The sequence below is a fragment of the Catenuloplanes atrovinosus genome (genome assembly GCF_031458235.1).
Classification (GTDB): Bacteria; Actinomycetota; Actinomycetes; order Mycobacteriales; family Micromonosporaceae; genus Catenuloplanes; species Catenuloplanes atrovinosus.
The window spans coordinates 2,114,580-2,138,401 of the sequence record NZ_JAVDYB010000001.1 but is presented as its reverse complement, the minus strand read 5'-3'; the positions used below and the strand labels follow the sequence as shown (position 1 = coordinate 2,138,401).

At 74.0% G+C, this 23,822-nt stretch carries 27 protein-coding genes; 12 read left to right on the top strand and 15 right to left on the bottom strand.

From position 1 onward, the window contains the following. Position 1 precedes the first annotated feature (1 nt). From J2S41_RS09455 to J2S41_RS09445, 3 genes are all read right to left on the bottom strand, one after another. On the bottom strand, positions 2 to 172 hold the full coding sequence (locus J2S41_RS09455; protein WP_310365667.1) for a hypothetical protein: 171 nt from the start codon (positions 170 to 172) through the stop codon (positions 2 to 4). Then, on the bottom strand, positions 169 to 1,659 hold the full coding sequence (locus J2S41_RS09450) for a hypothetical protein (protein WP_310365664.1): 1,491 nt from the start codon (positions 1,657 to 1,659) through the stop codon (positions 169 to 171). The genes J2S41_RS09455 and J2S41_RS09450 overlap by 4 nt, the downstream gene beginning before the upstream one ends. A 69-nt stretch (positions 1,660 to 1,728) precedes the next feature. After that, positions 1,729 to 2,364, bottom strand: a complete 636-nt coding sequence (locus tag J2S41_RS09445; RefSeq protein WP_310365661.1) for a helix-turn-helix transcriptional regulator — start codon at positions 2,362 to 2,364, stop codon at positions 1,729 to 1,731. A gap of 62 nt (positions 2,365 to 2,426) precedes the next feature. On the opposite strand from J2S41_RS09445, the gene fdxA reads away from it, so the two are divergent. Both fdxA and J2S41_RS09435 read left to right on the top strand, forming a co-directional pair. Next, complete coding sequence (fdxA, locus tag J2S41_RS09440) at positions 2,427 to 2,771, top strand: ferredoxin (RefSeq protein WP_310365659.1); 345 nt, start codon at positions 2,427 to 2,429, stop codon at positions 2,769 to 2,771. Further along, positions 2,768 to 3,175: a hypothetical protein gene (locus J2S41_RS09435; protein ID WP_310365656.1), complete on the top strand. Its 408-nt coding sequence runs from the start codon at positions 2,768 to 2,770 to the stop codon at positions 3,173 to 3,175. Before fdxA ends, J2S41_RS09435 begins: the two co-directional genes overlap by 4 nt. Before the next feature lie 1,571 nt (positions 3,176 to 4,746). Here J2S41_RS09435 and J2S41_RS09430 read toward each other — a convergent pair. Both J2S41_RS09430 and J2S41_RS09425 read right to left on the bottom strand, forming a co-directional pair. After that, entirely contained in the window at positions 4,747 to 5,367 is a 621-nt protein-coding gene (locus J2S41_RS09430) for an ester cyclase (protein WP_310365653.1), read from the bottom strand. Continuing rightward, positions 5,364 to 6,194 (bottom strand): SDR family oxidoreductase, encoded by an 831-nt coding sequence (locus J2S41_RS09425; RefSeq protein ID WP_310365650.1) that lies wholly within the window; start codon positions 6,192 to 6,194, stop codon positions 5,364 to 5,366. Before J2S41_RS09425 ends, J2S41_RS09430 begins: the two co-directional genes overlap by 4 nt. A 157-nt stretch (positions 6,195 to 6,351) precedes the next feature. Between J2S41_RS09425 and J2S41_RS09420 the strand changes: the two genes are divergently transcribed. After that, positions 6,352 to 7,305, top strand: coding sequence for a hypothetical protein (locus J2S41_RS09420; RefSeq protein WP_310365648.1), 954 nt, complete (start codon positions 6,352 to 6,354; stop codon positions 7,303 to 7,305). Between the two features lie 37 nt (positions 7,306 to 7,342). On the opposite strand, the gene J2S41_RS09415 is transcribed toward J2S41_RS09420, so the two are convergent. The 3 genes from J2S41_RS09415 to J2S41_RS09405 form a co-directional block, all read right to left on the bottom strand. Continuing rightward, positions 7,343 to 7,690 (bottom strand): hypothetical protein, encoded by a 348-nt coding sequence (locus J2S41_RS09415; protein WP_310365645.1) that lies wholly within the window; start codon positions 7,688 to 7,690, stop codon positions 7,343 to 7,345. A gap of 105 nt (positions 7,691 to 7,795) precedes the next feature. Beyond that, the gene (murD, locus tag J2S41_RS09410; RefSeq protein WP_310365642.1) at positions 7,796 to 9,157 is read right to left on the bottom strand and encodes a UDP-N-acetylmuramoyl-L-alanine--D-glutamate ligase; all 1,362 of its coding nucleotides are present in this window, start codon (positions 9,155 to 9,157) and stop codon (positions 7,796 to 7,798) included. Between the two features lie 96 nt (positions 9,158 to 9,253). Then, positions 9,254 to 10,624 (bottom strand): hypothetical protein, encoded by a 1,371-nt coding sequence (locus J2S41_RS09405; RefSeq protein WP_310365639.1) that lies wholly within the window; start codon positions 10,622 to 10,624, stop codon positions 9,254 to 9,256. A gap of 210 nt (positions 10,625 to 10,834) precedes the next feature. Here J2S41_RS09405 and J2S41_RS09400 point away from each other — a divergent pair, with 210 nt between their 5' ends. Continuing rightward, a complete protein-coding gene (locus J2S41_RS09400) occupies positions 10,835 to 11,776 on the top strand; it encodes an anti-sigma factor (protein WP_310365637.1) in 942 nt (313 codons plus the stop codon). Here the strand turns inward: J2S41_RS09400 and J2S41_RS09395 are convergent. Continuing rightward, on the bottom strand, positions 11,757 to 12,887 hold the full coding sequence (locus J2S41_RS09395) for a serine hydrolase domain-containing protein (RefSeq protein WP_310365635.1): 1,131 nt from the start codon (positions 12,885 to 12,887) through the stop codon (positions 11,757 to 11,759). The genes J2S41_RS09400 and J2S41_RS09395 overlap by 20 nt on opposite strands. Positions 12,888 to 12,950: 63 nt before the next feature. Here J2S41_RS09395 and J2S41_RS09390 point away from each other — a divergent pair, with 63 nt between their 5' ends. The 3 genes from J2S41_RS09390 (at position 12,951) to J2S41_RS09380 (ending at position 14,544) form a co-directional block, all read left to right on the top strand. Beyond that, positions 12,951 to 13,388, top strand: coding sequence for a hypothetical protein (locus tag J2S41_RS09390; protein WP_310365633.1), 438 nt, complete (start codon positions 12,951 to 12,953; stop codon positions 13,386 to 13,388). A 71-nt stretch (positions 13,389 to 13,459) separates the two neighbouring features. Beyond that, complete coding sequence (locus J2S41_RS09385; protein ID WP_310365631.1) at positions 13,460 to 14,128, top strand: copper homeostasis protein CutC; 669 nt, start codon at positions 13,460 to 13,462, stop codon at positions 14,126 to 14,128. Continuing rightward, positions 14,107 to 14,544, top strand: coding sequence for a DoxX family protein (locus J2S41_RS09380; protein WP_310365628.1), 438 nt, complete (start codon positions 14,107 to 14,109; stop codon positions 14,542 to 14,544). Before J2S41_RS09385 ends, J2S41_RS09380 begins: the two co-directional genes overlap by 22 nt. A 36-nt stretch (positions 14,545 to 14,580) precedes the next feature. Here J2S41_RS09380 and J2S41_RS09375 read toward each other — a convergent pair whose 3' ends face one another. The 5 genes from J2S41_RS09375 to J2S41_RS09355 form a co-directional block, all read right to left on the bottom strand. Then, a complete protein-coding gene (locus J2S41_RS09375; protein ID WP_310365627.1) occupies positions 14,581 to 15,099 on the bottom strand; it encodes a DUF6924 domain-containing protein in 519 nt (172 codons plus the stop codon). Positions 15,100 to 15,140: 41 nt separating this feature from the next. Continuing rightward, entirely contained in the window at positions 15,141 to 16,067 is a 927-nt protein-coding gene (locus J2S41_RS09370) for a 1-phosphofructokinase family hexose kinase (protein WP_310365625.1), read from the bottom strand. Positions 16,068 to 16,131: 64 nt separating this feature from the next. Beyond that, a complete protein-coding gene (locus tag J2S41_RS09365) occupies positions 16,132 to 16,548 on the bottom strand; it encodes a hypothetical protein (RefSeq protein ID WP_310365622.1) in 417 nt (138 codons plus the stop codon). A gap of 119 nt (positions 16,549 to 16,667) precedes the next feature. Next, entirely contained in the window at positions 16,668 to 18,884 is a 2,217-nt protein-coding gene (locus J2S41_RS09360; protein WP_310365619.1) for an MMPL family transporter, read from the bottom strand. A gap of 22 nt (positions 18,885 to 18,906) precedes the next feature. Further along, positions 18,907 to 19,485 carry a TetR/AcrR family transcriptional regulator gene (locus J2S41_RS09355; RefSeq protein WP_310365614.1) on the bottom strand — a complete coding sequence of 193 codons (579 nt, stop codon included), beginning with the start codon at positions 19,483 to 19,485 and terminating at the stop codon, positions 18,907 to 18,909. Positions 19,486 to 19,651: 166 nt separating this feature from the next. Between J2S41_RS09355 and J2S41_RS09350 the strand changes: the two genes are divergently transcribed. Then, positions 19,652 to 20,104 carry a GNAT family N-acetyltransferase gene (locus tag J2S41_RS09350; protein ID WP_310365613.1) on the top strand — a complete coding sequence of 151 codons (453 nt, stop codon included), beginning with the start codon at positions 19,652 to 19,654 and terminating at the stop codon, positions 20,102 to 20,104. Between the two features lie 2 nt (positions 20,105 to 20,106). Further along, positions 20,107 to 20,850 (top strand): DinB family protein, encoded by a 744-nt coding sequence (locus tag J2S41_RS09345; RefSeq protein ID WP_310365611.1) that lies wholly within the window; start codon positions 20,107 to 20,109, stop codon positions 20,848 to 20,850. Positions 20,851 to 20,856: 6 nt separating this feature from the next. Here J2S41_RS09345 and J2S41_RS09340 read toward each other — a convergent pair whose 3' ends face one another. Continuing rightward, complete coding sequence (locus J2S41_RS09340; RefSeq protein WP_310365609.1) at positions 20,857 to 21,867, bottom strand: alcohol dehydrogenase catalytic domain-containing protein; 1,011 nt, start codon at positions 21,865 to 21,867, stop codon at positions 20,857 to 20,859. A 149-nt stretch (positions 21,868 to 22,016) separates the two neighbouring features. On the opposite strand from J2S41_RS09340, the gene J2S41_RS09335 reads away from it, so the two are divergent. From J2S41_RS09335 to J2S41_RS09325, 3 genes are read left to right on the top strand one after another with little or no spacing between them, the layout of a single operon-like run. Beyond that, positions 22,017 to 22,955 (top strand): helix-turn-helix transcriptional regulator, encoded by a 939-nt coding sequence (locus J2S41_RS09335; protein ID WP_310365607.1) that lies wholly within the window; start codon positions 22,017 to 22,019, stop codon positions 22,953 to 22,955. Continuing rightward, positions 22,915 to 23,502 (top strand): class I SAM-dependent methyltransferase, encoded by a 588-nt coding sequence (locus J2S41_RS09330; protein WP_310365604.1) that lies wholly within the window; start codon positions 22,915 to 22,917, stop codon positions 23,500 to 23,502. Before J2S41_RS09335 ends, J2S41_RS09330 begins: the two co-directional genes overlap by 41 nt. Beyond that, a complete protein-coding gene (locus J2S41_RS09325; RefSeq protein WP_310365601.1) occupies positions 23,499 to 23,798 on the top strand; it encodes a DUF1905 domain-containing protein in 300 nt (99 codons plus the stop codon). Before J2S41_RS09330 ends, J2S41_RS09325 begins: the two co-directional genes overlap by 4 nt. Positions 23,799 to 23,822: the final 24 nt, after the last annotated feature.

Genomic DNA, 23,822 nt, shown 5'->3' with positions numbered 1-23,822 from the left:
GTCAGGCCGAGCCCGCCCGCGACCGCCTCGACCGTGTCCGGAACTCGGTGTTGCTGCGGAACCGCTCCAGCAGCACGCCGTACGGGTTCGCGTCGGTGGGCCGGGCGCCGGCGCGCAGCCCGAACGCGACCAGTTCCGCCGCCGCGCGCACGTCCTCCAGCGGCACCGTCACCGCGTCTCCTCCCGTGTGAACCGGACCAGCAGGTCGTCCCCCCAGGCCGCGGGCGTGTCGATCACGTCGTCGCCGCGCTCCACGGCCAGCGCGCCGACCAGGGCGGTGAGGCCGCCGTCGTCCTCGGCCGTCTCCGTGTCCGCGGCCGCATCAGGCGCATAAGCCCACAGAGCGGACAGCAAGATCAACTCTATCGCGTCGGCCGCGTCCGGCCCGCCCGGGTCCACGCCGGAGACCAGCGACGACAGCGGCACCGGCGCGGCGCCCGCCGCGCGCAGCACGCGCGTGGCCTCGGCGATGACCGACGGCGGGTACGACTGGAGGTCCACGCCCTCGGTCTCGCCCGGCCGCTCCGGGTCGAAGTCCTCCGGCTCGGCCGCGCGCGGCGGCGCCAGCAGGGTGTCGACCAGGCCGTCCAGGTGCAGCAGCCGGGGAACGCGCAGGCCGAGCACGCGGTCGCCGAACGCCTCGATCACCGGCAGCGCGTCCGCGTCCGGCAGCCGCAGCACCGGGTGGAACAGCTCCCGCTCCGGGTCGAGCAGCCGCAGATGCACCGGGCGCGCGAACACCTGGCTCAGCTGCGCCTGGATGAACACGGTGTGCGCCGTGCCCACGCGGGCGGCCAGGTCGAGGTGCACCTGCCGGATCCGGCGCAGCGTCTCGACCAGTTCGCCGGACGCCTGCCGCACTGCCGCGTCCGTCTCCGTGTCGATGCCGGCCGCGACGTGGTTGAGCACCTCCGCGTCCTCGGCCACGCGCGACTCGACGTGCTCGCGGGCGCGCTCCAGCCGGCGCGGCACGTCGACCGACCAGTCGACGGCGCGCACGTCCCGCCGGGTCGCCTCCATCAGGTCCGTCAACGACGCGGCCATCGCCACCGACACGCGCTCGGCCTGCGCGGCCGTGCGCCCGGCCGCCTCGAACCGCCGGTCGCGCAGCTGCCGCCGCAGCACCACGGAGAACGCCGCCTCCGCGTCGTCCACGTCCAGGTCGAGGCCGCTGAGGTAGAGCATGACCGCCTGCGGCGAGGCCTGCACGATCGCGCCGTCCGCGCTGTCCTGCAGTTGGAGCAGCTTGAACGCGAACTCCTCGCGCCGCCCGTCCTCGCCGGTGAACGCGTACACGAACGCGCGCTGCCCCTCCGCGTCGTTGAGCAGGCCCTTCACCACCCAGCGTGCCGCCTCCGCGCACGCCTCCCGGGGCGCGGCCGGCGCCATCCGCACGGCCAGGTCCGCGATCGACTCCAGCAGCTCACCCAGCGTCACCTGCCGCGCGAATCCCATCGACGCCACCGCGATGTCGACCGCCGCCAGCGCCAGCTGCCGCAGGTCGAACCGCCGGTCGTCCACGTTCGCGAAGGCCGCGTTCCGCACCAGCCGGGCGACCGGATCGGTGAGCACCAGCGCCCGCCAGCGCGCCCGCATCGACGCCTCCGCCGACGGCGACCGCAGCGCCCCCGGATCACCCTCACCCGTCTCGACCTGCACCGACACCCCTCACCCCCGATCACCTTCCGCGCCGGGGGACAAGGTTAGCCGAGGGGTACGACGGCCCGCTCAGACCGCCTCGATACGCAGTGTGACCAGGCAGCGGTCGGGCGTGGCGAACGGGGTCAGGCCTTCCACCGCGACCGGCGCCGGCAGCCCGTCCATCGCGCTCTCCAGCAGCCCCTCGTGCAGCGCGCAGATCATGCCACCGTGCGTGTCCACCAGGTCCAGGAACGGGCAGTGCCGCAGCCCGATCGCCCCGCCGCGCCCCGCCACCGACGGCTCCTCCGGCGCGAATCCGAGATCGTCCAGCAGGTCGCGCAGCCAGACGATGGCCGGCTCGGTGCCGTCCGCGACGTGCACCTCCCCCGCGACGCGCGCACCCCAGCGACGACCCGCGTCCTGCGCCGCCGCGATCGGATCGTCCGCGCGGGCCAGGTCGTCCGCCAGCAGCTCCGCGAGCACCCGGTAGTTGCGCGGCCCACCGCGATCCATCTCGCGCCGCGCCGTGAACAGCAGCGGTGGCCGCCCCGGCCCGTCCGGCGCGCCGTGCACCCGGTCCGCGTGCCCCGAGCGCGCCAGCGTCTCCAGGTGGAAGCGCGCCGTGTTCGGATGGATGCCGAGCCGCTCCGCCACCGCCCCGATGCTCACCGCCCCGGGCGCGGCCCGCAGCAGCTCCAGCACCTCCCGGCGACGACCGCTCACGACGCCATTCTCACACGTACCCACGAGGTTTTCACTACGGGGTTTTGTATAAAATCGCTCGCATGGCCTACGTGATCGCGGAACCGTGCGTCGACGTGATGGACAAGGCGTGCGTCGAGGAATGCCCGGTCGACTGCATCTACGAGGGTGGCCGCACGCTGTACGTCCACCCCGACGAGTGCGTCGACTGCGGCGCGTGCGAGCCCGTCTGCCCCACCGAGGCGATCTTCTACGAGGACGACCTCCCCGACTCGATGACCCGATACGCCAACGAGAACGCCCAGTTCTTCACGAACCCGCTCCCCGGCCGCGACACCCCCATCGGGTCCCCCGGCGGCGCCGCCACACTCGGCCCGATCCCGGCCGACACGCCGTTCATCGCCGCCCTCCCCCGGCGCGCGTCATGAGCGCCGCCGCGGTCCTCGTCTGGCTCGGCATGGTCATCGCCATCTCGTTCATCGAGGCGCCGCTCAAGTTCCGCGCACCCGGGGTGACGCTGCCGATCGGGCTGGGCATCGGCCGCCTGGTCTTCCGCGCCCTCAACATCGCCGAAGGTCTCCTGGCGGCGCTGGCACTGGCCGGCACCCTGCTCGCCGGGATCGGCGGCGCGGCACTGAGCGCGCTGGGCCTGGCGGTCATCGTGCTCGTCGTCCAGGTCGCGGCGGTACGGCCGGCACTGAGCCGCCGATCCGACCGGGTACTCGCCGGGGAGACCGGGCCGCGGTCACATGCGCATTTGATCTATGTGGCTCTGGAGGTGCTGAAGGTGGCGGCGCTGGCCACCGCGGGGGTGCTGTTACTCAAACCCTGAGGAGCCTTTGCCTTTCCCGCTTCCGGCGTGGTGCCGTCCGCACGCTCCCGCGGGCACCGGTCGTCGCTGGCGCTCCTCCCTGCCGGCGCCGCCGTGGTCACCAAAAACCGGCGATCGCGCCGGCCTTGCGTGACGGCCGGCGGTGTTCTTCACGTAAGTCCACCGCCACACCTCCATCCGCCGCGACGGCGACCCCGTCACTCCCTTCCGGCGCGGGTCCGGCCACGGTGCGACTCCCGTTCGCCCTGGCCCCCACGCGCGGCGTGGGGCGACCAAGAGCGCGGCTCGGGCAGTTCCGCTTCCCTTGCGGGGGGTCAGGCCGGGGCCGCATCTCCCTTCGGCCGCACCTTGCGACACGCGGTGAAGGCCCGCGTCAAACACTTCCGCTTCCCTTGCGGGCGGTCAGGCCGGGGCCGCATCTCCCTTCGGCCGCACCTTGCGACACGCGGTGAAGGCCCGCGTCAAACACTTCCGCTTCCCTTGCGGGCGGTCAGGCCGGAGCCGCATCCCCTTTGGCCCCACCTTGCGACACGCGGTGAAGACCCCCGTCAGGCACTTCCGCTTTTCTTGCGGGCGGTCAAGGCCGGGGCCGCATCTCCCTTCGGCCGCACCTTGCGACACGTGGTGAAGGCCTCCGGCGGGCGCTGCGCGCCCGAAATTTCGGTCTATTGGTGGCTCTGGGCGGTGGGGCCGCGGTCGAGGGCACCCTCCGGGGGGCCTCTGGCTCCGGGGAATGGGCATGGCTTCGGTGGCACGGCGGGGTCGTCGGCCCGGCTGTTTTTTCGTGGGTGGGTTGGTTGCGTCTGGTGTGCCTGGCTGTCCCCGTCACCGTCTCCCGGGCGAAGCCGAGCAGATCATCGGCAGGGCCGCCAGCTTTGGTCTCGCCGGCTTCGGTTTCGTCGGTGGTGGCGGCCCTGCCGATGATCTGCACCCCAAGGGCGGGTCGACGGCGACGGGGACAGCCAGGCGGCGGCGGTATGTGCTGGCGCATGAGAGCGAACCCAAGCGGCCTGGCGGCCGACACCGACGATGGTGCCGTTCCGCAGCCGTGGTTGGCCGGCGCCTGTCGCCGCGCCTGCGGTTCTGGCTGGGACGGCGGCACACGAGCGCGGCAGCGCAGGTTGCGCGCTCGCGGGCGAGGGCGGCGCGGGGCCGCGGTGACTCGCATGCTCGCCGGCCCGCGCCGGAGCGAGGTCCGCTTGACCGCGAGGAGTGAGCTGCCCGAAATTTCGGCATATGGAGGACCTGGCGATTGCCGACTGGCTCGGGCCCCGGGGTGCTCGCCCACTTTGTGAGCCTCAGGCACGTTATTCGAGCGGAATTACGTGCCTGAGGCTCACAAAGTCACAGTGGAGATCGACTTGTGGCCTCAATATGCCGAAATTTCGGGCGCGGAGCGCCGGACGGTCGTCCGCTGCCACCTGGGAGTGCCGCAGCGGGCCGCGAGCGCGGTGGAAGGAGCACCGGAGACGACGGGCACGCCGCCGGATGCCGCCCGATCCCGGCGAGGCCCGGCGGTTGCCGCAACCTCACACCGGTGGCGTGGCCGCCGGGGAACCGTTCGGGTCGGCTCAGGCAGGCGCGGCCACCAGTCGCACTCCCAGTGTCTCCAGGAACAGGCGGCTGTCGTACTGGGCCCACTCCTCGATCAACTGTCCGTTGTCGTCGTAGCGGAAGATGTTGTTGATGCGGTACATCGCCCGCCGGCCCGTCGGCTCCAGGGGGCCGATCGGGGATGCGTCGAAGCGGCGGGCGAAGATGCCGGAGAACGTCGTGCGGGCCGCGACGAAAGGGCCGCCGGTGGAGTGGATGGCCTGGCGGGTGACGTGGAAGTCGTCGAAGGCCCGCCGGCAGGAGGCGAAGTAGTCCCACAGTTGACGGCGGTCGATGGTGGCGCCGTCGGGGCCGTGGAAGCGGAAGCCGGGGGCGAAGAAGGCCTCCAGGGCGGCCTGGTTCTCGCGGGCGATACCGTCCTCGCCGATCCGGATGAGCGCCCGGGCGCGGGCGTCCAGCGCGGGGTCGTCGGCGGAGAGGTCCGGCTCGGTGCTCGGGGTGGGCGGAGCGCCGGTGGGGGACGCGCCGGACGGTGGGGCGGACGCGGACGGCTGGGCGCAGGCGCCCAGCGCGGTGGCCGCCGCGGCGCCGGTGAGCGCGGTGAGCGTACGCCGTCGGGTGAACAGGTGGTGCGTCATCGATTACTCCTCGGGTACTCGGCGTCCGCGGCGTACGCGGTGTCGCGCTGGCTCTCCAGGTCGGCGAGACGCTGTCGGAGGGTGGAGGTGACGGCCTCGTACGCGTCGCCGTTGAGCAGCAGGCGCAGAGGCGGCTCCGGCGAGGTGGCGGCGACGATGATCGCGTGCGCGGTGCCGGACTGGGTGGCGACCATGTCCTCGACGGGCATCGGCGGCGCGTCGGCCGGCCCGCCGCGGTAGGGGGCGCTGACCGGGACCCGTTCCGCCGCGGCGTAGAAGGTGGTCGGCACCATGCCGGGTTCGACCAGCATCGTGCGGATGCCGAAGGGAGCGATCTCCTGTGCCATGGCCTCGAAGTAACCCTCCACGCCCCACTTGGTCGCGTGATAGATGGCGAAGCGGGGGAAGGCGATGTGGCCGCCCTGGCTGGAGAGCTGGACCAGGACGCCGCCGCCCTGTTCCCGCAGGTGGGGCACGACGCGGCGGGCGAATTGGATCGAGCCGGTCAGGTTGGTCGCGATCATGTTGTCGATCTGCCGGTCGGTCAGGTCCTCGGCGGCGCCGAAGACGCCGAGCCCGGCGTTGGAGACCACGACGTCGATCCGGCCCAGTTCGGCGAAGGCCCGAGCCAGCACCGACTCGATCTGCGCGGAATCGGTCACGTCCATGGGGGCACGCCACAGCCTGTCGCCGTACTCGGCGGCGAGGTCGTCGAGCTGCTCCGGCCGGCGCAGCGTGGCGGCGACGCGGTCGCCCCGGGCCAGCGCCTGCTCGGTCAGCTCACGGCCCAGACCCCGGGACGTTCCGGTGATGAACCAGGTAGTCATGACGTCGGCTTTCCCGGCGCGAGCCCGAGAGAAGCATGAAAGTCCTGCATACGGCGCTGCGCCGGGCGCATACCTGGCGACGCGCCACCGGGGTGGTGCGCGCGGCCGTCGTACCCGTTGACTAGGGTCTTCGCCGAACCGCCGATGAAGGAGGAGCGTGGCCCGCTACGCGCCCGTGCCGTTGCCGTCCGGGGAGCCGGAGCTGATCGCCGGACAGGTGCGAGCCTGGATCACGGCACCGCCGCTGAGCGATCTCGTGGCCGCGTCCGGCGGTGAGCTGCCGTCCGGGGCGACGGAGAAGCTGCTGGCCTGGCTGGACGACTTCTCGGCCGCGCACTGGGACTTCCGGCGGGCCGGCAACGTCGAGCGCGACCAGGTCCGGCCGCCGGCCTTCAACCCCGAGATCATCGCCACGGTACGGGAGGCGGCCACCGCGCTCGGCCTCGCGGACGGGCGCCCGCCGCGCCACCGGCGCTACGACCACGTGCTGATCCTGGGCGGGCTCGGGCGCGCATGCCTGCAGCGGGTGGCGCACACGGCCGCGCTGTTCCGGTCCGGCGTGACGGCGCCGGAGGTGGCGGCGCTCGGCAGCTTCCGGCCGCTGTCCGAAGCGGAGCGCGCGGAGCCGGGCCTGTCCGGCGCCACGCACGAGGTGGACGCGATGGAGGTGGCGGTCCGGGCGAGCTTCGGCTTCACGGCCGGCCCGCTGGTGGACCGCGAGGACGGGCCGATCGGCCACGACTCCTGGGCGATCCGCACGTTCCGCGGGGACCCGGCGGTGTACGTGCTGGCGGCCCCGTCCAGTGAGCCGGAGCGGCGGCGGGCGCACACGCCGGACACGTACGCGTTCTGGGCGCGCCGCTTCCCGGTGCGGCCGGGCCACCGGGTCCTGGTGGTCACCTCGCCGATCTACGTGCCGTTCCAGCACTGCGACGCGATCCGCATGCTCGGCCTGCCGCTCGGCTGTGAGATCGAGACCGTGGGGTTCGATCCCGGGCGCGCGGTGCCGCCGCAGCCGGCGACCGCGACCGGCCCCGACCGCTACCTCCAGGAGATCCGCTCCGCGATCCTGTCCATGCAGCGGCTGCTGGCCGCGACCGGCGACGGGTGATGCCCGGCCGTGCGGGCGGCCGGGCACCCGTGCCGGGTCAGCGCCCGCCGAAGCGCACGGTCCGGCCCGGCGTGGCGGCGGCGCGGCCGAACAGCGCCGGCCGGCCCACCCGCGACGGCAGCGAGGTCACCGCCGCGCGCACCCGCTGCGTACGGGTCAGCGGCGCCGGCTTCGCGCTCATCGCCCGCATCCGGAGCACCGCGGCGGCCGCGCCGGCGAGGAGGAGTGCCGCGGCCGCGACCGGGGCCGGGTTGCGGCGGAGCGCGGCGCCGGTGCGGCGGGCGGCCTCGGGCGCGGCGGCGACGGCCTGGCCGACGCGGCCCGTGCCGGTCTTACCGTCCCGCGTGGCGGGAGTGTCGTGGACGAGGCTATCGGTGCTGGTCATCGCTTACCTCCACAGGGGGGATGTGCTCTGACCACGCAGTGCCCGTTCCGTCACCGCCGAATCGTGAGACCGCCCTCATTCACGCCCGCTACCCGAACGTGTCGGCTACGGCCGGGTCGCCTCGATCGCCTCGCGGAAGACGCGGGAGCGGTGCGCGTAATTGTCGTAGCGGCCGTAGCTGGCGGCGGCCGGTGACATCAGCACCACGCCGCCGGGCGCGGTGTGCTCGCGGCCGAGGCGTACCGCCTCGTGCATGTCGGCCGCGGACACGACCGTGATCGTCGGCAGGTCCGCGACCAGCGAGAGGATCATCGGCCCGCTGTCCGGGATGCCGATCAGCGTCGCGTTGATCTTGTTTTCCCGCAGGTAGTCGCGGAGCGGCGTGTAATCGACGCCGCGGTCGTCGCCGCCGACGATCACGCTGAGCGGCCGGTCGGCGAAGTTCTCGATCGCGTGGATCGTCGACTGCGGGATCGTGGAGAGCGAGTCGTCCACGAACGTCAGGCCGGACGGGTCCGCGATCGGCTGGAGCCGGTGCTCCAGCCCCGCGAAGCCGCGCACGGCCGCGGCCAGTTCCTCCCGGGAGGCCACGCAGTCCACGCCGGCCGCCTCGATCGCGGCCAGCGCCACGCACAGGTTGCCCTCGTTGTGCCGGCCGAGCAGCGCCAGGTCCGCGCGCGGGAACAGCGGCTCGCCCGCCCGGAAGAACCACCGCTCGCCGTCCGGGCCGGGCGCGACGTGGAAGCCGTCCGGCAGCCCGGCCGCGATCAGCGGCAGCCCGGCGCGGCGGGCGAACTCGTCCGCCAGCCGCGCGTCGTGACCGTTGTAGACCACCGCCGAGGCGCCGTGCATTGCAATGTTGAGCTTGCCGCGGTAGTACGCCTCCTCGCCGCCGAACCAGTCGAGGTGTTCCGGGAACAGCGAGGTCACCACCGCCACGCGCGGAGAGTCGTCCAGGTCGGCGCACTGGTACGCGCTGAGCTCCATCACGTACAGCGGCGCGTCCGGCATGGCCAGCGCCGCGATGCCGATGTTGCCGCCCAGCTCGTTCGGCCGGCCGGCGCCGGTCAGCAGCGCGTGCACCAGGCTGGACGTGGTCGACTTACCCTTGCTGCCGGTGACGCCGACCGTGCGGTCCCGGTGCGCGGCCATCCACAGCGCGGTCCCGCTGGTCACCACGCCGCCGCGGGCGCGGTGCTCGACGATCCACGGGTGCACGTCCGGGATGCCGGGCGACCGCACGATCACGTCGATGCCGGCCAGTTCGCGGTGCGCGTCCTCGCCCGCGAACAGCGGCGCGGCCTCGGCGAGGTGCCCGGTCCACGTGGTGGCCAGGAAGTTCGCGGAGTCCTGCACGGTGATCAGCCGCTGCGTGCCGGCCGGCGCGATCGCCTCGACCGCCGCGATGCCCTCACGGCCCGTACCCCAGACCGCCACCCGGCGGCCCCGCAGCTCCCGCAGCTCCACGTCTCTCCCCAGCGTCGCAGGCCGCCGCCCGACCGGCGGCGGTACCAGCAACATAGGCCATGGGCCGGACGTCCCGCCCGGGCAGGCCCCGGCCGCTCAGTCCGCGGTGAGCAGCAGCACCTCCGGGGTGAGCGTCAGCTCGGCACCGGCCTCGGCGCGCGCGGTGACCGCGCCGTCGTCCAGCGCGACCAGCGTGAGGATGCTGCGCGAGATGCCCTGCGCGGCCAGCATGGTCGGGTTGCCGTCGTCCGTCGCCGCGCCGCCCGCGCCGCGGACCGCGACGTCGCCGGTGCCGTCGCCCTTGGCGGTGACCCGCAGGAACACGCCGCCGATCCGGTCCTGCGGCACGCCGGCCAGGCCACCGGCCGGCACCACGGTCACGGTCTCCGCGGCGCCCGCGTCCACGTCGGCCCGGCCGGGCGCGCCCGGGTTCGCCGCGGACGGCGCGCCGGCGACCGGCGTGGGCACGACCTCGGCGCCGGGAGCCGGGCCGGAGGCACCGGACGGTGCGGGGAGGCCGGGCGCGGCGGACGGGGCCGGGCCGGGCGGCGGCACCACGACCAGCAGGCCCTCCGCCGACTTCGGCGCCTCGTCGCCGGTCACGTAGCCGACCAGGTCCGCGCGCAGTTCCGTACCCGCCTCGTAGTGGATCGTGATCTTGTCGCCGTCGACCGGGACGAGCATCAGGCCGCCGCGGGTGCGGTCCGCGCCCTTGGTCGCGGACCAGAACAGCTCCTGCCGCTCCCCGTCACCCGCGCGGACGAACCCGCCGTCCGCGCCGACGTCCGCCGCGACCTGGAGCAGCACGGCCGAGACCGACTGGTCGGCCAGCTCGGGGATGGCGTCCAGCGCGAGCTCCTTCTCGTCCCCCTCCGGCTCCTTGACCAGTCGGAACACCTCGCGCGACGGCACCGGCACGACCCGCCCCGCGGACGAGGAGGAGGACGGCGCGAGCGTGCCGACGAGTTGCACCACCAGCCGCCCGCCGGCCTCGTCGCGCACCCGGAGCGCGCCGTCGCCGGCGACCGGCACGATCAGCGTGGTGCTGGTCTGGCCGCCCTTGCCGGCCAGCTTCAGCGCCGGGATCGTGCCCGCGGACGACGTGACGGTGACCGCGCCGGCCTGCTGCGCGTCGATCGCGGAGACCGCGAGCACCACCGCGGTGCTGCCCTCCGCCACGTCCAGCAGTGACACGTTGACCTCGTCGCCGGGCGCCAGGCGCTCGCCGGAGCGGTTGTCGAAGAGGGACTGCGGGCCGGCCGGGTCCAGCCGGTTCGAGGCGATCGCGGCGGCCGCGTTGGTCAGCACGATCTCCGGTACGTCGTTCGGCGAGGAGGAGCCGGTCACCTCGTCCGCGAGCAGCAGGCGGGTCCCGGCCAGCGCCACCCCCACGCCGACCAGCACCGCCACCCCCACCGCGACGATCCGGAGCGCGGCACCCCGCCGCTCCCGCTCCCATTCCGACATCTCAGCCCGCCTCCGCATCGCCGTCCCACGGCCCGGACCCCCCGTGCGGCCCGGGACGCGCCCCGCCACACCCGATACGGTGAAAATCCAGAACCGGTTCTCCCCAATTCTCGCCGTACGGGTAAAGAGCCGTCGATCAGGCACGACGTCACCCGGTCGAGCGGCGCGCGACGGGCCCGGCCGTTTCGGCGGGGTCGTATGGTTGCCGGTGTGACCGACGCGGAGTCACCACGGGATCATGCCCCCGGGACGGGAGCGGGCCGTGGCGCGCCCGGGCAGTGGTTCGGCACGCCGGACGACGAGGAGCTCGAGGACTTCCCGGACGCTCCCGCGCCGTATCCACCGCCGCCGGGCGCGCCAGGACAGCCCGCGGACCCGGCGGGCGGCGCCGGTTCGTACGCGCCGGCCGGGGGCTATGCCGACGCCTACCCGCTCCCGGACGAGCCGACCGCGCCGCTGCCGCCGAGCACGGGCCAGCCCGGCTACCCGGCCGATCCGCGGCGCGCGACCGACCCCGGCCACCCGCCCGCGGAGCCCGCCGACTACTGGCCGGTGCCGCCGCGTGAGCCGGTGGAGGCCGGGCCGGAGCGCGGGAGGGGGAGGCGGCGGCGGGACGTGCCGGCCGGGCCGGTCGCACCGCAACCGGCGGGGCCGGTGAGTTCGGTGGCCGGGCCGGCCCGCCCGCACGGCGTACCCTCTGATGCTCGTCGGGGTTCGCGGCGCCCGTGGGCGCTGCCGCTCGCGGCGCTGGCGGCCGCCGCGGCACTGACCGCCGGCGTGCTGGTGGTGAACCGTGTGCTGACGCCGCCGAACCCGTTCCTGGAGGGCGGTACGGAGTACGCCGCGACCGGGGCCGACGGTGCGACCGGCACGGTGCGGCTGGTGCCGACCGGGACCGGGACCGGCGTGGTGCTGGAGCCGGACGGCCTGCCCGCGGCGCCGGAGGGCAGTTACTACGCGGCGTGGCTGCGCGGCCCGGACGGCGCGACCGTGCCGCTCGGGTCGTTCCACGAGCGGCGCACCGGCATCCCGATCTTCCTGTGGAGCGCGGTCGAGCCGGCCGCGTTCCCGGAGCTGGTGGTGACGCTCCAGTCCGAGAACGATCAGCCGGGCCCGACCGGCCCGGAGGTGCTCACCGCCCGGCTGGGCTGACGGCGGCACGGACCGCGCGGATCAGGTTCGCGGCGCGCGGGTCCGGCCGCGCGTAGTCGGCGTGGAGCCGGTTCATCAGGTAGCCGAACGCGATGCCGGTCTCCGGGTCCGCGTAGCCGAGCGAGCCGCCGTGCCCGGGGAAGCCGAACGCGGACGGCGAGTACCACGGGACCTCCGGCGACGGCAGCCCGAACCCGAGCCCGACCCGGCTGGGCACGCCCATCACCACGTCCGGCCCGGCGGCCTGCTCGGACGTGGCGGCGCGCAGCGTCTCCGGCGCGAGGACGCGGACGCCGTCCACCTCGCCGATCAGCGCGGCGTAGAAGCGGGCCAGCGCGCGGGCGGTGCCGACGCCGTTGACGGACGGCAGCTCGCAGGTGAGCGCGTCCGGCGCGTCGAGGTCGAGCGGCTCGTCGCTGATCACCAGGGTGCGGGTCGCGAGCGCGGCCGGATCGAGGCGGGCGAGCGCCTCCCGCTCCCCCGGCGCCGTGATCACCCTCGCCCGCCGGTCCAGTTCGGACGGCGGCAGGCCGATGTGGAGATCCAGGCCGAGCGGCGCCGCGATCTCGTCCGCGAAGAACCGCCCGGGGGTGCGGCCGTCGGCGCGCCGGATCACCTCGCCGACCAGCCAGCCGAAGGTCAGCGCGTGGTAGCCGATGGCGGTGCCGGGCTCCCACTCCGGCACGGCGGCCGCCAACCGTTCGATCACCGGGTGCCAGGCGTAGAGGTCGGCCAGCGGCATGCGGGGCAGCGCGGACAGCCCGGCCTGGTGGGTGAGCAGCCAGCGGACCGGGATGCGGTCCTTGCCGCCGGCCGCGAACTCCGGCCAGTACGCCGCGACCGGCGCGTCCAGGTCGAGCACGCCGCGCTCGGCCAGCAGGCACGCGCAGGCGGACGGGAGCGCCTTGGTGGTCGAGTAGACCACCTGGAGCGTGTCGCGCCGCCACGGCCGGCCGGTGCCCGGGTCGGCCACGCCGCCCCACAGGTCGACGACCGGCTCGCCGTGCCGGTAGACCGCGACCGCGGCGCCCGCCTCCAGCGCCAGGTTCGCCGCGAACGCCTCGGCGACCCGCTCGTAGCCGGGCGCCACCGTACCTTCGATGCTCGTCATGGCTCGTCAGGATATCCTGACTTCTGCGGTCAGGGAAGCCTGACCGGCATAGACTGCGTGGTCGTGCGGATCGAGATCTCCCTGCCCGGCCACGAAGGCACGATCACGTCGCCGACCGGGCCCGGCGGGGACGTGATCGCGCACCGGCCGGTCTGCTCCTGCGGCTGGGCCGGCTCCGCCGACCTGCCCCCGGACGAGACCGGGCGGATGCGGGCCACGTCGGAGTGGCTGGACCACATGCGGCCGCACTTCGCGATGGCGCCGCCGGACTGGATGATGCACCGGTCGGACACGCTGCGCGCCGCGATCGAGGACCTGACCGCGCGCTGGCCGCTCCAGTCACTCGGCGTGCTGGCCGACGTGGAGCGCTGGCACCGCACGCTGCTGGACGAGGCGGTCGCGGCCGCGCGGGCCGGCGGCGCCTCCTGGATGGAGATCGGGCAGGCGCTCGGGATCACCAAGCAGTCGGCGCACGAGCGGTTCAGCAAGCGACTTCGGTGAATTCGCGGGGTACGGGAGATCACAGCGGTGATCGACGTGGAGCATGCGGCGCATATGGGACCATGCCGCCTATGTCGCGCCCGCTCCTGGAAGTCATCGCGCTCGGCCCCGCCGACGCCCGCCGCGCCGCCGACGCCGGCGCCGACCGGATCGAGCTGGTCAGCGACATGGACGCGGGCGGCCTGACGCCGGACCCGGCCACGGTGGAGGCGGTGTGCGCGGCCGTCGACATCCCGGTCCGGGTGATGCTGCGCGACCGCGACGGCTTCGCCCCGCACGACCTGACCGCGCTGCGGCACGCCGCCAAGGCGGTCCGGGGCGCGGGCGCGGCCGAGTTCGTGCTCGGCTTCCTCTCCCCCGCCGGCGACCTGGACCTGCCCGCGGTCTGCGAGGTGCTGGACGTGCTGGACGGCGCGCCCTGGACGTTCCACCGTGCGATCGACCACGCCACCGACCGCGCCGCGCTGTGGGCGTCGCTGCGCGGCCTGCCCGGCCTCGACTGCGTGCTGACCGCCGGCGGACCGGCCGGCGTCGCCGACGGCCTGTCCGTGCTGGCCGCGGAGGCGGCCGCGGGCGTGCCGGTGCTGGCCGGCGGCGGCCTGCGCCGCCCGCACCTGGCCCCGCTGCGCGCGGCCGGCGTGACGGCCTTTCACACCGGCGGCGCGGTACGCCCGGACGGCCGCTGGGACCTGCCGGTCGACGCGTCGCTGGTCGCCGCGTGGCGCACGGACCTGTCCTGACCATGCCCGTGGTCGCGATCGTGGCGCAGGTGCTGCTGGGGCTGGGGTTGCTGGGCGCCGGCACCGGTCATCTCACGGTGCTGCGGCGCCAGTTCCAGGCGCAGGTGCCGCCGTGGCTCCCGCTGGACGCCGACCTGGTGGTGGTCGCGTCCGGCGTGGTCGAGGTCGCGCTGGGCCTGGCGCTGCTGGTGGTGTGGCGGCAGCCCGCGCGGGGCCTGGTGGGCGCGATCACGGCCGCGTTCCTGGTCGCGGTGTTTCCCGGCAACGTCGCCCAGTTCACCGAGCAGCGCGACGCCTTCGGCCTGGACACGGACCTGGCCCGCGGCGTGCGGCTGCTGTTCCAGCCGATGCTGGTCGCGTGGGCGCTGCTCGCCACCGGCGCGATCCCGGTCCTGCGGCGCCTGATCCGCCGCTAGACACGGCCGCGGCGCGTCGCGCGACGGGGAAGAGGTTCAGCGCCGGCGGGACGCGGCCGGGGCGTCGGTGAAGTCGTAGTCGTCGGCGTCGAACGGGACACCCTTGAGCGACGCGATCGCGGACAGCACCTTGATCTGGCCGTCCCGGCCGCCGCAGCGGTAGATGCCGTCCGGGTCGACGCTGCGGACGTACTCGTGGAAGTAGCCGGGCGCCACGAACAGGCTGCTGGCGACGTGCCAGAGCACCTCCGGCGCGGACCGGAACGTGCCGCCGGGATCGTCGGCCAGGTCGACCACGAGCAGCGGCAGGTACGGCGAGGACATGGTGACGCTGTCGGCCAGCGCGATCATCGGGTGCGACGGCCGCGGCGGCACCAGTTCCAGCGCCCGCCGGGGGCTCAGCCCGGCGTGGGCGGGATCGTCGACGAACGTGAACGCGGCGCTGATCAGGTCGCGCCCGGGTGGCTCGGCGACGGCGCGGCGGACCCGCGCCCACGCGTCCGGGTCGGCGAAGTCAGTGCGCACGACCAGCGTGCTCTCGGTCACCGGCAACATGCCCGAACCATAACAATCCGCCCGGGCCGGCGAGCGGCGAATCAGCGGTTCTCGACGCGGACGCGGCCGATCAGCTCCGCGATCGCCTCGGCGTTGCCGGTGCCGAGGCCGTGGCGGGTGACGTTGAGCGCGCCGGCCGCGGCACCGGTGCGCACCGCCTCCTCCATGTCGCCGCCGCGGGCGAGGACGGATGCGATGCCGGCGGTCATCGAGTCGCCCGCGCCGCGGTGGTCGGCGACCTCCAGCGCGGGCGGCTCCACCGTGACCACCCGGCCGTCGAAGATGGCGAGGCTGGGCGCGTGCGGGCGGCTGATCAGCACCGCGCCGGCGCCCTCGTCCAGCACGCCACGGCCGGCCTCGATCAGCGCCTTCTCGTCGTCGCCGGAGGCGCGGCCCGCGTTGATCAGCTCCTCGTGGCTGACCTTGACGAACGCGGGCCTGCCGCGCAGGACCGCGGTCAGATCGTCGCCGGAGAGGTCCACGACCACGGTCACGTCGTTGTTGCCGAGGTCCGCGGCGAGCCGGCGGTAGATGTCCGGGTCGACCACGCCGGGGTCGGCCGAGCCGCTGAGCACGGCGACCGGCGAGCGCAGGCCCTCGGTGAGCGCGAGCCCGTAGAGCTCGTCGAGGTCGTGCCGGGTGAGCGGTTCGCCGCCGTCGCTGGCGATCTCGTCGCGCTCGCCGCTGCGGCGGTCGTGCACGTACCAGCCGGTGCCCGAGTCGCGCTTCACGGACCGGACGTCGATGTTGTCGCCGTTCCCGCCGCCGAGCCGGGTGCGGACGACGTCACCGGTCTCGCCGCCGAGAGAGACGCAGAGCGTCACCGGCACGCCGAGCGCCGCGATCATGCGGGACATCCAGACGCCCTGGCCGCCCGCGTGCACGTGCAGCTCGGGCCGGTCCGCCCGGTCCTCGATCGTGACGGTCAGGATCGGTACGGCCGAGAACACCATGACGCGCGCATCCATGCCGCCCCTGATGCCCGGAATTCCGCGGGATCACCCCCGGAGGTCACTGTGAGTTTCCTGAGTGTCACCCTTGGGTGCGGGCGGTGATGAACTCGTGCAGGTGCTCCCACTCGGTCTCCAGCACCGCGCCGCACGCCCGGGCCTCGTCGATCAGGTCGCGCGCCCGGCCGAAGTCGCCGGCCAGGAACGCCGCGGTCGCGCCCGCGTTCGCCTCCCGCCCCTGGGCGAGACGCAGCTCGAACCAGTCGGTACGGACGGCCTCCGGCAGACCGTGCGCCGCGACCTGCTGCTCCAGCCAGGCGCGTTCCTCCTCGGTGGCGCCGGTGATCTCGGCGACGTACCGCAGCCAGCCGCCGGCCACGTCGCGGTAGGCCGGCGCCCACTGCTCCACCGCCATCAGCAGCTGCCGTCGGCGTATCTTGGCGCGGCGCTGCTCCAGATCGTCACCGTGCGCCGTGGTGGGCTCGACAACCGCGGTCATGGGTCCTCCCCCGTTTGAAGATCGTCAAGGCGTCCTGTCTTCCCGGCCGCGACGGCCGTCAGACCTGCTCAGAGGACACGAGCGGATAACGATCAACGGGAGAGGACCCACCCCGTGGGTCAGCCCTGGGCCGAGGAGGCCGACGAGGGCGTGGTCGCGGCCGGGCTGGTCTCCGTCGTCTCGGTGACGGTGGCGGCCGGCACGGCGCGCTCCAGTGCCGCGCCCTCCACGTCCAGCACCGGCAGCCAGCGCAGCCAGGACGGCAGCCACCAGGCGGCGCGGCCGAGCAGGCCGAGCGCGGCCGGGACCGCGATCATGCGGACGATGATGGCGTCGAACAGGATGCCGACGGCCAGCGCGAACGCGATCGGCTTGATCGTGTCGTTGCCCTCCGGCACGAAGCCGGCGAAGACCGCGAACATGATGGTGGCCGCCGCGACCACGACCGGCGCGGCCTGCTTGAAGCCGGTGATCACGGCGTCCCGCGGCGAGGCGCCGTGCGCGTGCGCCTCGTGCATCCGGGAGACCAGGAAGACCTGGTAGTCCATGGCCAGGCCGAACAGGATGCCGATCACGATGATCGGGGCCAGGCTCAGCAGCGGCGCCTCGATCTCCGTGTTGACCAGCTCGTTGAGCCAGCCCCACTGGAAGACCGCGGTGGTCGCGCCCAGCGCGGAGCCGATGGTGAGCAGGAAGCCGAGCACGCCGACCACCGGCACCAGCAGCGACCGGAAGACCAGCACCAGCAGCAGCAGCGCGAGCCCGACCACCAGGACCAGGTAGCGCGGCAGCGCCTCGTCCAGCTTCTCGGCCACGTCCACGCTGATCGCGGTCTGGCCGGTCACGTAGATCCGGTCGTCGCCGGCCTCGTCCACGGCGGCGCGCAGGTCGTGGACCAGATCCTTGGTCTCCTGGCTGTCCGGCGCGGACGTGGCGACGACCGTGACCATGGCGGCGGCGTCACCCTCGGCGACGCGGGACGGGGCGGCGAACCGCACGCCGTCGAGGCCCTGGAACGTGCCGGCGATCGCGGTGGCGCGCGCGCCGGCGCCGGCGCCGTCGACCAGCACGATCAGCGGGCCGGAGAAGCCGGGGCCGAACTTCTCCGCGATCAGCGCCTGGGCCCGCTCCTGGGTGCTGCCGGGCGGCGGCGTCTGGATCAGCGTGGTCTGCATGGAGAAGAACGGGATCGAGACGACGCCCAGCACGACCACCGCGGCCAGCAGGCTCAGCGTGCGGAACCGGGTGACCGCGTTGGCCCACGCGCGGTAGAACGGCCGGCCCTGCTCCTCCGGGTCGACCGCGCCGGCGGCGCGCAGCTTCCTCGGCAGCGCGCGGCGGCCGATGAAGCCGAGCACCGCGGGGACCAGCGTGATCGCGATCAGCACCGCCACGACGATGGTGGCGGCGGCTGCGATGCCCATCTCGGTGAGGAACGGGATGCCGGCGACCGCGAGGCCGGCCAGCGCGATGACGACCGTGATGCCGGCCGTGACGACCGCGGACCCGGCGGTGCCGACCGCCATCGCGGTGGCGGACTCGGGGTCGCGGCCGTGCAGCAGTTCGTGCCGGTACCGGGTGACGATGAACAGCGTGTAGTCGATGCCGACCGCGAGGCCGAGCATGACCGCGAGGATCGGCGTGGTGGACTGGAGGTCGACGAAGCCGCTGAGCGTGGTGATGCCGAGCGCGCCGATGCCGACGCCGACGATCGCGGTGAGCAGGTTCATGCCGGCCGCGATCAGCGAGCCGTACGTGACGGCCAGCACCAGCAGCGCCACGACCACGCCGATTGCCTCGGCCGGGCCGCCGATGTCCGCGCCGCTCTCCTGGCTCGCCTCGCCGCTGACCTCGGTGTCCAGCCCGCCGTCGCGCGCCTCGGCGACCGCGTCGAGCAGCGCCTCCCGCTGCTCCGCGGTGATCTCGGGCGCGGGCACGCCGTAGGAGACCGTGCTGTACGCCGCGCTGCGGTCCGGCGCGACCGACGGCGCCTGCGGGTCGAACGGGTTGCTGGCGCCGACCACGCCGGGGAGCGTGGCGAGCTTCTGCACGTACGCCGTGATCTGCGCGGCGACGGCCGGGTCGCTGACCGTGGCGCCGTCCGGGGCGGCCACGACGACCTGCGCGGTGGCGCCGGAGCCGCCGCCGAACCGCTCGTCGATCAGGTCGAGCGCCGTGGTCGACTCCTGGCCGGGAATGCTGAACGACGTGGCCATGGTGCCGGAGAGCGTGGCCGCGCCGGCGCCGGTGGCGACGAAGACCACCAGCCAGACGAGCGTGACCGCCCATCGGTGCCGGAACGAGCCCAGCCCCAGGCGATGCAGGAAGGTTGCCATGCCGATGTTCCTCTCGGTGCTGTCAGCGGGGATGGCCGAGCGCGTCGTAGATCGCGTCGATCAGGTGGTCGCGAATCGAACCGCTTCTGAGCTGGTCGAACGGGTGCTGGTCGCGGCTCAGCGCCACGGTGGCGACGGCGAGCGCGCCGGCCGCCGCGATCACCCGCACCACCCGGCCCACGTCCGTGGTCCCGGGCTGCACGCCGAACGCGGTCATCACCGGGCGCGCGATGCCCTCCAGCTGGTCCTGCTCGCCGGGCTCGGTGGCCCGGCCCACGAAGGACAGCGCCAGCGAGGCCAGCCCGGGGCTGCTCAGCGCCAGGTCGACCAGCTGCTCGATCACCGCGCGGTCGCGCGCGGGCCCGTCCGGCAGCGCGGCGGCGGTCTCCGCCACCTCGCGCATGGCGGCCGCGCAGGTCCCGGTGGCGGCGCCCCACAGCGCCTCCTTGTTCGGGAAGCGGTGCAGCAGTCCGGTCTTGGAGTAGCCGGCCGCGTCCGCGATGCGCTGCACGGACGTGTCCTTGAAGCCGTGCTGGGCGAACAGCGCGGCCGCGTGCTCGACGATCTCCTCGTCGATCTCTTCCTTCGTCTGTCGCGGCACATGGACCAACGTAGTCCGTCATGGACCAATCTGGTCCGGTCCGGACCGTAATGGTCCTCACACAAGTGATTACGATTTATCCTTACATTTCGCGTTAGGAACGATGGGCCGATCGGCCGCGGTAAGGACCGGAAAGTCGGTCACCCATGACACCTATCCTGCTGGTATGCGCCTGGAACCGATCACGCCGCGCAACTACGAGGACGCGCTGAAGCTCTCGGTCCGGGAGGACCAGCGCGACCTGGTGTCCTCCGTCGAGAAGTCACTGGCGGAGGCGTACGTGTGGGGCGAGCACGCCTGGCCGCGGCTGATCTACGACGGTGACCGGATGGTGGGGTTCCTGATGGCGTTCGTGGACCTGCCGTGGAAGGACCCGGACGACACCGACCGCCGCTGTGGGCTGTGGCGGCTGAACATCGCGGCCGACGAGCAGGGCAAGGGCTACGGCCGATTCGCGGTCGAGGCGGCCTGCGCGGAACTGCGCTCGCGCGGCAACACGCGGTTCTACGTGACCTACGTGCCGCGCGACGGCGGGCCGGAGCCGTTCTACCGCCGGCTCGGCTTCGTCCCCACCGGCGAGCTGTCCGGTGGCGAGACCGTCGCCGTGCGTACCCTCTGACCATGACGGACTTCGTCGAGCGGGATCTGAGCGGCGCGCGGTTCCGGATGGTACGGCTGGCCGGCGCCCGCTTCCGCGACGTGGACTTCTTCGGCGCGCGGATGCGCGGCGTCTACCTGTCCGACGTCGACATCTCCGGCGAGATCAGCAACCTGACGATCAACGGCGTGGACGTGGCGCCGCTGATCGAGGCGGAACTGGACCGCCGCGACCCGCGCCGGGCGCTGATGCGCCCGACCACCCCCGAGGGCTTCGTCACCGGCTGGGAGGTGGTCGAGCGCATGTGGGACGAGACGGTCGACCGCGCGCGACGGCTCGACCCGGCGCTGCTGCACGAGCGGGTGGACGACGAGTGGTCGTTCATCGAGACGCTGCGCCACCTGGTCTTCGCCACCGACTGCTGGGTGCGGCGGGCGATCCGGGGCGAGGCCGCGCCGTGGCACCCGCTCGCGCTGCCCTGGGACGGCATGCCGCAGACGCCGGGCGTGCCGTGGGACCGGGCCGCCCGGCCGTCGCTGGACGAGGTGCTGGCCATGCGCCGCGACCGCATGTCCGGCGTCCGCGACGTGATCGCCTCGCTCACGCCGGAGTCGCTGGCCGCGCACACCCCGCCGGCGAAGGGTCCGGGCTGGCCGCTGGAGAACGACACGTACCCGGTCTCCGACTGCCTGCTCACCGTGCTCAACGAGGAGTGGCACCACCGGCTCTACGCGGAACGGGACCTGGCGGTCCTGGAGTCCCGCTGACCGGCGTCAGTTCGTCAGCACCATCCGGAACCGGGCTTCGCCCGACATCATCCGGCGGTACGCCGCGTCCGCCTCGGACAGCGGCGCCGTCTCGGTGATCGGGCGGACGCCGGTCAGCGCCGCGAACGCGAGCGTCTCCTCGACGTCGCGCGCGGTGCCGGACGGGTGGCCGTGCACGGTCTTGCCGCCGGGGATCAGCTGGAACGGGCTGACCCGGATCGGCGCCGGGTCCGCGCCGACGACGAGCAACTCGCCGCCGTACCGCAGGCCGTCGATCGCCGCGCTCATCGCGTCCGCGCTGGCGGCGGTGGCCAGCACGGCCTTCGCACCGCCGCGCTCGCGCAGCCGCGCGGCCACGTCACCGGCGGTGCTGTCGACGTAGTGGTGCGCGCCGAGTTCCTTGGCGACCGCCTCCCGCTCGCCGCCGCGCGCCACGGCCACGACCTCGAAGCCGAGCCGGTTGGCGAACTGGACGCCGAGGTGGCCGAGCCCGCCGAGGCCGAGCACCGCCACCAGGTCGCCGGGCCGGGCCGCGCTGCGCCGCAACGCGTTGAACGTGGCCACGCCCGCACAGCCCATCGGCGCGGCCTCGACCGCGGAGATCGCGTCCGGGACGCGGGCCGGCGCGGACGACGGCACCACGACCTCCTCGGCGAACCCGCCCGGGTACGCCCAGCCCGGCACCTGCAGCCGCTCGCAGTAGATCGCCGCATCCGCGCGGCACGGCTCGCAGACGCCGCAGTTGCCGCCGAACCAGCCCACCGCGACCCGGTCGCCAGCCGACCAGCCCTCGACGCCGTCGCCCACCGCGCTGATCCGCCCGGCGATCTCGTGGCCGGCGATCAGCGGGAACGACACCGGATACGCGGCGTTGACGAACGCGGAGTCGGTACGGCACACGCCGCACGCCTCGACCGCGATGCGCACCTGGCCGCGGCCGGGCTCGGGCAGCTCCCGGTCGACGATCTCGAACGCGGCGCCGGGCTCGCGGACCAGGGCGGAACGCATGGTGGACATCGGAGGACCTTCTCTCTGTCGAAGTTGCCCATCCATCACAGCTCCGGAGGAGGGCCGATGGTGCGCGCTGTCCGGCCCGGGCGAACCTAGGAACGCCCGTACCACCCGGGACCCGCCCGCCCGGGTGCGCACGGCGGATACTCGTAGTCGTGAGTGGCAATGTCGAATTGCGCGAGTTCCTGCGATCACGGCGCGCCCGGCTCCGGCCGGACGACCTCGGGCTGCCGGAGACCCGGGCCGGGCGCCGGGTTCCCGGGCTGCGGCGCGAGGAACTGGCCGCGTTGGCCGGCGTCAGCGTGGACTACTACGTGCGCCTGGAGCAGGGGCGCGACCTGCGGCCGTCGGACGAGGTGCTGGACGCGCTGGCCCGCGCGCTGCGCCTGGACGACGCGGAGCGGGCGCACCTGTTCGACCTGGCCAAGCCGCCGGTGACGCGGCGCCGCACGCCGCGCCGGCCGCAGCGGATCGCGGTCGCGACGTACCAGCTGATGGAGACGCTCGATCTGGCGGCCAGCCCGGCGCTGCTGCTCGGCCGCCGGATGGACGTGCTGGCGATCAACCGCACCGCGCGGGCGCTGCTCGGCGACCTGCAGGCGCTGCCGGCCCGCGAGCGCAACTACGCGCGGTTCGTGATCCTCGACGAGAACGCACGCTCGCTGCACGCGCACTGGTCCACGATCGCGTCCGAGACCGTGGCGGCGCTGCGGCTCTACGCCGGCCGGCATCCCGACGACCCGGACCTGTCCGCGCTGGTCGGCGAGCTCTCCGTGCGCAGCGAGGACTTCCGCCGCTGGTGGGCCGACCATCAGGTGCTGACCCGCACCTCGGGCACCAAGCACTACCGCCACCCGGTCGTCGGCGAGTTCGCCCTCACCTACCAGGCCCTGACCCTCCCGGACGACGCCGAGCAGACGCTGTTCGTCTACACCGCACCCACCGGCACCCCGGCGCACACCGCGCTCCGCCTCCTCGCCCAGTGGGCCGCCGGGTCCTCCGCTACCGTTGACGGGCAAGAGCGGATCATGGGGGTACGGGGGGAGGGCGGCCATGGCGGAGGAGAACCTCTGGCTGCGGCAGATCGCGGATAACCCGGGTCATTCGCGGTGGTACGTCCAGCGGTTCCGGGACATGGCGGCGCGCGGGGCCGACCTGGGCGGTGAGGCCCGGCTGATCGACGCGATGGCGCCACGCGGCGCGCGAATCCTGGACGCGGGCTGCGGCACCGGGCGGGTCGGCGGGCTGCTCGCCGCGGCCGGGCACACCGTGACCGGCGTCGACCTGGACCCGGAGCTGATCGAGGACGCGCGCGCGACGTACCCCGGCTCGGACTGGCTCGTCGGGGACCTGGCCGCGCTGAGCCTGCCGGACCGGTTCGACGTGATCGTCTGCGCGGGCAACGTGCTGACCTTCGTGGCGCCGTCCACCCGCGTCGAGATCCTGCGCCGCTTCGCCGATCACCTGGCCGACGGCGGCCGGGTGGTGACCGGCTTCGGCGCCGGCCGCGGCTACGACTTCGAGGAATACCTGGCCGACGTCAAGCGGGCCGGCCTCGGCCCGTCGGTGCTGCTCGGCACCTGGGACCTGCGCCCGTTCGCCGCGGACTCCGACTTCCTGGTGGCGGTGCTGTCCCGATGATCGTCGAGTTCGAGGCGCCGCTCTGGGAGTGGGACGCCCGCCAGGAGAGCTGGACCTTCGTCAGCCTGCCGGCGGACGCCTCGGAGGACATCAAGCACCTGACCGAGGGGTTGCGGCGCGGCTTCGGCGCGGTCAAGGTCCGCGCCACGATCGGCCGCAGCGAGTGGTCCACCTCGATCTTCCCGGACAGCAGGCGCGGCTCCTACGTGCTGCCGGTCAAGCGCGCGGTTCGCGAGGCCAACAAGCTCGCCACCGGCGACCTGACCGCCGTCAGGGTCGAGGTGCTCACTCCGTGATCGACAATCCGTGCACTCGGCGAT

What these genes read in the sequence shown, in the direction of transcription:
- J2S41_RS09350 (WP_310365613.1), top strand. Translation starts at nt 19,652, where the DNA reads ATGCGCCTGGAACCGATCACGCCGCGCAACTACGAGGACGCGCTGAAG.
- J2S41_RS09385 (WP_310365631.1), top strand. Translation starts at nt 13,460, where the DNA reads ATGTCGCGCCCGCTCCTGGAAGTCATCGCGCTCGGCCCCGCCGACGCC.
- fdxA (WP_310365659.1), top strand. Translation starts at nt 2,427, where the DNA reads ATGGCCTACGTGATCGCGGAACCGTGCGTCGACGTGATGGACAAGGCG.
- J2S41_RS09370 (WP_310365625.1), bottom strand. Translation starts at nt 16,067, where the DNA reads ATGGATGCGCGCGTCATGGTGTTCTCGGCCGTACCGATCCTGACCGTC.
- J2S41_RS09415 (WP_310365645.1), bottom strand. Translation starts at nt 7,690, where the DNA reads ATGACCAGCACCGATAGCCTCGTCCACGACACTCCCGCCACGCGGGAC.
- J2S41_RS09330 (WP_310365604.1), top strand. Translation starts at nt 22,915, where the DNA reads ATGGCGGAGGAGAACCTCTGGCTGCGGCAGATCGCGGATAACCCGGGT.
- J2S41_RS09425 (WP_310365650.1), bottom strand. Translation starts at nt 6,194, where the DNA reads ATGACTACCTGGTTCATCACCGGAACGTCCCGGGGTCTGGGCCGTGAG.
- J2S41_RS09375 (WP_310365627.1), bottom strand. Translation starts at nt 15,099, where the DNA reads ATGTTGCCGGTGACCGAGAGCACGCTGGTCGTGCGCACTGACTTCGCC.
- J2S41_RS09395 (WP_310365635.1), bottom strand. Translation starts at nt 12,887, where the DNA reads ATGACGAGCATCGAAGGTACGGTGGCGCCCGGCTACGAGCGGGTCGCC.
- J2S41_RS09430 (WP_310365653.1), bottom strand. Translation starts at nt 5,367, where the DNA reads ATGACGCACCACCTGTTCACCCGACGGCGTACGCTCACCGCGCTCACC.
- J2S41_RS09435 (WP_310365656.1), top strand. Translation starts at nt 2,768, where the DNA reads ATGAGCGCCGCCGCGGTCCTCGTCTGGCTCGGCATGGTCATCGCCATC.
- J2S41_RS09360 (WP_310365619.1), bottom strand. Translation starts at nt 18,884, where the DNA reads ATGGCAACCTTCCTGCATCGCCTGGGGCTGGGCTCGTTCCGGCACCGA.
- J2S41_RS09365 (WP_310365622.1), bottom strand. Translation starts at nt 16,548, where the DNA reads ATGACCGCGGTTGTCGAGCCCACCACGGCGCACGGTGACGATCTGGAG.
- J2S41_RS09325 (WP_310365601.1), top strand. Translation starts at nt 23,499, where the DNA reads ATGATCGTCGAGTTCGAGGCGCCGCTCTGGGAGTGGGACGCCCGCCAG.
- J2S41_RS09405 (WP_310365639.1), bottom strand. Translation starts at nt 10,624, where the DNA reads ATGTCGGAATGGGAGCGGGAGCGGCGGGGTGCCGCGCTCCGGATCGTC.
- J2S41_RS09345 (WP_310365611.1), top strand. Translation starts at nt 20,107, where the DNA reads ATGACGGACTTCGTCGAGCGGGATCTGAGCGGCGCGCGGTTCCGGATG.
- J2S41_RS09340 (WP_310365609.1), bottom strand. Translation starts at nt 21,867, where the DNA reads ATGTCCACCATGCGTTCCGCCCTGGTCCGCGAGCCCGGCGCCGCGTTC.